This is a genomic window from Kitasatospora sp. MBT63 (assembly GCF_000710465.2).
GTDB lineage: Bacteria > Actinomycetota > Actinomycetes > Streptomycetales > Streptomycetaceae > Kitasatospora.
Genome location: NZ_JAIZ01000156.1, coordinates 1 through 4,301, shown reverse-complemented (window position 1 = coordinate 4,301; position 4,301 = coordinate 1). Strand labels below are relative to the sequence as shown.

The following is a 4,301-nucleotide window of genomic DNA, read 5'->3' as shown; positions in this document are numbered from 1 at the left end:
GGCGATGTGGTTCGGGCGCTGCCAGTACGCGCCGACCGTCGAGCTGGTGGTGGCCCCGTGAGTCGGCACCACCACGAGCACCACGACCACTCCGAGCGCCACGAGCACGCGCACGCCCACCCGCACGCGGGCGTGCTCGGCCTGCTCGACGGGCGCCCGCTGGACCGGGCGGAGCTGGACCGGCGGCTCGCCGCGCTGCGGGCCGGGCCGCGGTCCGCCGCGCTGCCGGTGGCGGGCAGCGCGGAGGACCGGCAGCTGACCCGCTGGGTCGCACAGGTGCTCCTCACCGAGGCGCTGTGTGCGGCGGAGGCGGCCGAGCGCGGTCTGGACTGCACCGGGACCGCCCCGGTCAGGCTGGACCAGCGGGCGGCGGTCGAGCTGGGGTCCATCACGGCGGCGGCGTTCGAGGGCAGTGCGGCGGTCCGTGCGGTCTACCGGGCCGTCACCGCCGACACCGTCGCCGACCCGGTCCGCCGGCCGGCGGCGGATCCCGGGCCGCCCGTCGAGCTCTGGCGGCTGGCCACGCCGGACGGCGAGTTCGAGGCCGCGCCGGAGTCACTGCCGGCCGAGCTGGCCGCCGCTCTGAGCCGGGCGCCCGAGGGCCGGCCGGTCACGGCGGGCGGCTGGACCGCCACCCTGACGGCCCGCCGGACCGCCCGGCCGCACCCGGCGGACCGGTGCGGGCAGTTGCTGGAGTCCGCCCGCCGCACAGCGTTCACGCGGTGGCTCGACCATGCCAGGGCGGCCCGGCTGACCCTCGTCCCCGGCCTCGAACACCCCGGCGACCCGGCCCAGCCGGACAATCACCACCGGCATTGAACGGCCGCGGTCGAGGGGCTGACCCGGCGTCGGAATTCGTGCGTCCACCGGGGGAATTTCACGCGTGTGCGCAGCAATGGGGCGGGTGTTTCCGGCCCGCCGTCACAGTTGCGCATCGGCCCGGCACAAATACCTTGACCGCGAGTTGACCGGGCCATAGGTTCGCTCCGCTCAGCAGCCATGAGAAATAGGAGCACCACGGTGGACTGGTACCTGGCAGTACTGAAGAACTACGTCGGATTCAGCGGGCGGGCACGCCGCCAGGAATTCTGGATGTTCGCCCTCGTCAACATCATCATCTCGATCGTGCTGGCGGTCATCGACAACGTCGCGGGCACCGCCGTCCTCGGCTCGATCTACGCGCTCGCCGTGCTCCTCCCCTCGATCGCGGTCGGCATTCGCCGCCTGCACGACACCAACCGCTCCGGCTGGTGGGTGCTGATCTCCCTGATCCCGTTCATCGGCTCGATCATCCTGATCGTCTTCCTGGCGACCGAGGGCCAGCCGAACGACAACCAGTACGGCCCGAACCCGAAGCTCGCCTCCGTGCAGGGCTGACCGTTCGCCGGGAAATCCCGGGTGCCGCCTCCGGGCCGCACCCGGGATTCTTTTTGCCCGGTGCGGATGAACTTCACGTGACCCCCCGCCGAACCAGCGTCACCATGGGCACCGGCAGTGGCTTTCAATGACTGTACGTCAGTTCAGTTCCGGGTAATGGGGAAGCGCGATGTCCCCGGCCTTCGCGAATTGGGCGGCCATCAGGTTGCGCACGGGCCAGCGGTTCATCGACCGCATGGAGGCCGCCCGGAGCCGGATCGCGAGGGCGGAGGACGGTGCGAAGCCGCCGGCGCCGCCGGGCGGCAGTTCCTGCGCCTTGCGGACGTAGGGCCGCATCACGGCGTCGTAGCGGCGCAGCGCCCCCTGCGGGTCGGTGCCCGCCCCGGCCAGCTCGCCGGCCAGCACGTACGCACCGACCAGGGCCAGGCTGGTGCCGAGGCCGGTGAGCGGGGTGGCGCAGTACCCGGCGTCGCCGAGCAGGACCGTCCGGCCCCGGTGCCAGCTGTCGAGGTGCACCTGCCCCATCGGGTCGAAGGCGAAGTCCTCGGCGGTGCGCATGGCGGCCAGCAGTTCGGGCACCAGCCAGCCGACGCCGGCGAACCGGTCGGCCACCAGCGCCCGCTGGGCGTCGAGGTCGCGGCGGTCGTAGTCGAGCGGCGGCGAGCGGAAGCCCAGGCCGGCCTTGATCTCGCCGGGGTGCCGGCCGGGCCGGGCGGAGGCGACCAGCCCGCCGGGTGCGTTGAACATCCGGAACCAGCCGCCGAGGTCGGTGCCGCCCTGCATGGTGAACCACGCGTTGTAGATCCCGATCGGGCGGACGGAGCCCGCCTGCGGCCCGAAGGCGAGGGACCGGACCACCGAGTGCAGGCCGTCCGCGCCGACCACCAGGCCGAAGCGCCGTCGGCCGCCCCGCTCGAAGCCGACGCTCACGCCGTCCTCGTCCTGGTCGAGGGAGGTGATGGTGTCGTCGAAGAGGTACTCGACGTGCGGGCGGGTCGCCTCGTACAGCAGCTGGCCGAGGTCACCGCGGAGGATCTCGATCTCGGAGATGATCCCCTCGCCGCCGAAGCTGTCCGCGCCCACCCGGGCGGTGATCCGGTCGGCCGCGTCGACCAGCACGAATCCGTGCTGCTGGACGGAGAGTTCGCGGGCCTGCGGCATCAGCCCCATCCGCTCGATGACGGTGCGGCCCGCGCCGCGCAGGTCCACGGTCTGGCCGCCCGGCCGGGGCGCGGGGGCGCGTTCGACGACCGTGACGGCGAAGCCCGCCCGGTGCAGCCAGTACGCGAGGGCCGGGCCGGCGATGCCGCCGCCGGAGATCAGAATGTCGGTGTGTCCCATGCCTCCGAATGTACGGCGTACGCAGACTCATGGCAAGCCCAATTCCGCCAGAGCAATGGACCTACGGCGCACTAGCGCCCTAGTGCACCGGAATTCTGGTGCACTGGTGCACCCGGGCCGGCGGCCGCCCGCACGGCGTGGCTCTCGGGGATGCCGAGGTCCTCCAGCAGCCGGGCGTACTGCTCGCGGGTGAGCCCGGCGCCGACCGCGGCCGGCATGCTGCCACCACCGGGCCCTTCGGCCGGCAGGCCCCGCACGATGTCGGCACGGACCGCCGGCGGCAGCGCCGGGAGCATCTGCCGCAGGTCCGCCACCGCCGCCTCCGGCGCCCGGGAGGCGTGGAAGTCCCGTAGCACTCCGGCGAGTTCCGACTCCTCGCAGCGGTCGCGCAGCGCGGGCATCGCGACCGTCTCCTCCGCGTGCAGGTGGGCCAGGTAGGCACTGATCAGCTCGTTCAGCGCCAGGTAGAGCGCGTGCTGCGCCTCCGGCAGGGCCGGGTCGCCCGCCTGCGGCAGACTGCGGGCCCGCCGGTCGAGCGCGGCGAGCGAGGCGTCCAGCCGCAGGTGCTCGGCCTCGAGGGCGTCGGCGGCCTCCGGGGCACGCTCGCGCAGCAGGGGGTGGATGAACGCGTCCTCGTGGTCGGCGTGCTCGCGCAGTTCGCGGGTCATCGCCAGGCACTCGCCCGCCAGGGCGGCGACCCGGCCCGGGCGGGCGGCGTCGGCACGGCCGAGCTCGACGGCGAGGCCGAAGAGCCGGCGCCGCTGGCCGAGGTGGACGTTGCGGTACAGGTCGATCGTGGGCATGGGAGGTCTCCTCGAACTGGATTTCCCGCGGTAGGATGACAACAGACTCACACATCGACAATATGTTGTCAAAGGAGGCGGCGCCGATGGCGGCCGACATGATGGCCCTGCTGGTCGCGGACGTGTTCGAGGCGGCCGGGGCGCTGCGCCGGCTCGGCGAGCGGACCGCCCGGGCGGCCGGGCTCACCCAGGCCCGTTGGCAGGTGCTCAGCGTGGCCTCGGCGACCCCGGTCACCGTGGCCCAGGCCGCCCGCAGGCTCGGCGTCAGCCGGCAGAACATCCAGCGCGTCGCCAACGACCTGGCCGCCTCGGGCCACGCCGCCTTCGCGGCCAACCCCGACCACAAGGGCTCCCCCCTGCTCACCCTGACCCCGCTCGGCCAGGAGGCGCTCGCCCTGGTCACCGCCCGCGCCGCCGCCGCACACCGGGAACTCCTCACCGGCCTCGCCGAGGACGACCTCGTCCGGACCCGCTCCTTCCTGCGCGGCCTGCTGACCGAACTCGACCGCCAGGAGGACCAGGACAGCGCCGCCCCCGTACGCTGACCGCGGCGCGACTGTCGTCGCAGGGCCGATGGTGCCCGCAGGCGCCCGTCGAGGTGCACCGGTTCGGAGCGGAGGAGTCGTGGTGAACAAGTCGGTCGACGGCGGGTCGGCGAACGGCCCGGCGGGCCCGCCCGCGGCCGGCGGCACCGGACCGGGGGCGGCCGCCCGGATCGCCGCCGAGCTGCGACGGCGGATCGCGGCCGGCGAACTCGCGCCCGGCGACCGGGTCCCGTCG

At 74.0% G+C, this 4,301-nt stretch carries 5 protein-coding genes; 3 read left to right on the top strand and 2 right to left on the bottom strand.

All coding sequences use genetic code 11. The features are described from left to right. Positions 1-57 precede the first annotated feature (57 nt). Both AA75_RS49185 and AA75_RS10540 read left to right on the top strand, forming a co-directional pair. Positions 58-819, top strand: a complete 762-nt coding sequence (locus AA75_RS49185; RefSeq protein ID WP_082526393.1) for a hypothetical protein — start codon at positions 58-60, stop codon at positions 817-819. Between the two features lie 201 nt (positions 820-1,020). Beyond that, positions 1,021-1,377, top strand: coding sequence for a DUF805 domain-containing protein (locus AA75_RS10540; RefSeq protein WP_033819622.1), 357 nt, complete (start codon positions 1,021-1,023; stop codon positions 1,375-1,377). 138 nt (positions 1,378-1,515) lie between these two features. On the opposite strand, the gene AA75_RS10535 is transcribed toward AA75_RS10540, so the two are convergent. Continuing rightward, positions 1,516-2,718: an FAD-dependent monooxygenase gene (locus AA75_RS10535; protein WP_033819621.1), complete on the bottom strand. Its 1,203-nt coding sequence runs from the start codon at positions 2,716-2,718 to the stop codon at positions 1,516-1,518. Positions 2,719-2,789: 71 nt separating this feature from the next. Beyond that, the gene (locus tag AA75_RS10530; RefSeq protein ID WP_051812095.1) at positions 2,790-3,521 is read right to left on the bottom strand and encodes a hemerythrin domain-containing protein; all 732 of its coding nucleotides are present in this window, start codon (positions 3,519-3,521) and stop codon (positions 2,790-2,792) included. 86 nt (positions 3,522-3,607) lie between these two features. On the opposite strand from AA75_RS10530, the gene AA75_RS10525 reads away from it, so the two are divergent. Then, positions 3,608-4,066, top strand: a complete 459-nt coding sequence (locus tag AA75_RS10525) for a MarR family winged helix-turn-helix transcriptional regulator (protein WP_033819620.1) — start codon at positions 3,608-3,610, stop codon at positions 4,064-4,066. The last annotated feature ends 235 nt before the right edge of the window (positions 4,067-4,301 follow it).

Excerpts from the sequence above, each read along its gene's own strand:
- AA75_RS10530 (WP_051812095.1), bottom strand. The coding sequence starts at position 3,521 with ATGCCCACGATCGACCTGTACCGCAACGTCCACCTCGGCCAGCGGCGC.
- AA75_RS10535 (WP_033819621.1), bottom strand. The coding sequence starts at position 2,718 with ATGGGACACACCGACATTCTGATCTCCGGCGGCGGCATCGCCGGCCCG.
- AA75_RS10525 (WP_033819620.1), top strand. The coding sequence starts at position 3,608 with ATGGCGGCCGACATGATGGCCCTGCTGGTCGCGGACGTGTTCGAGGCG.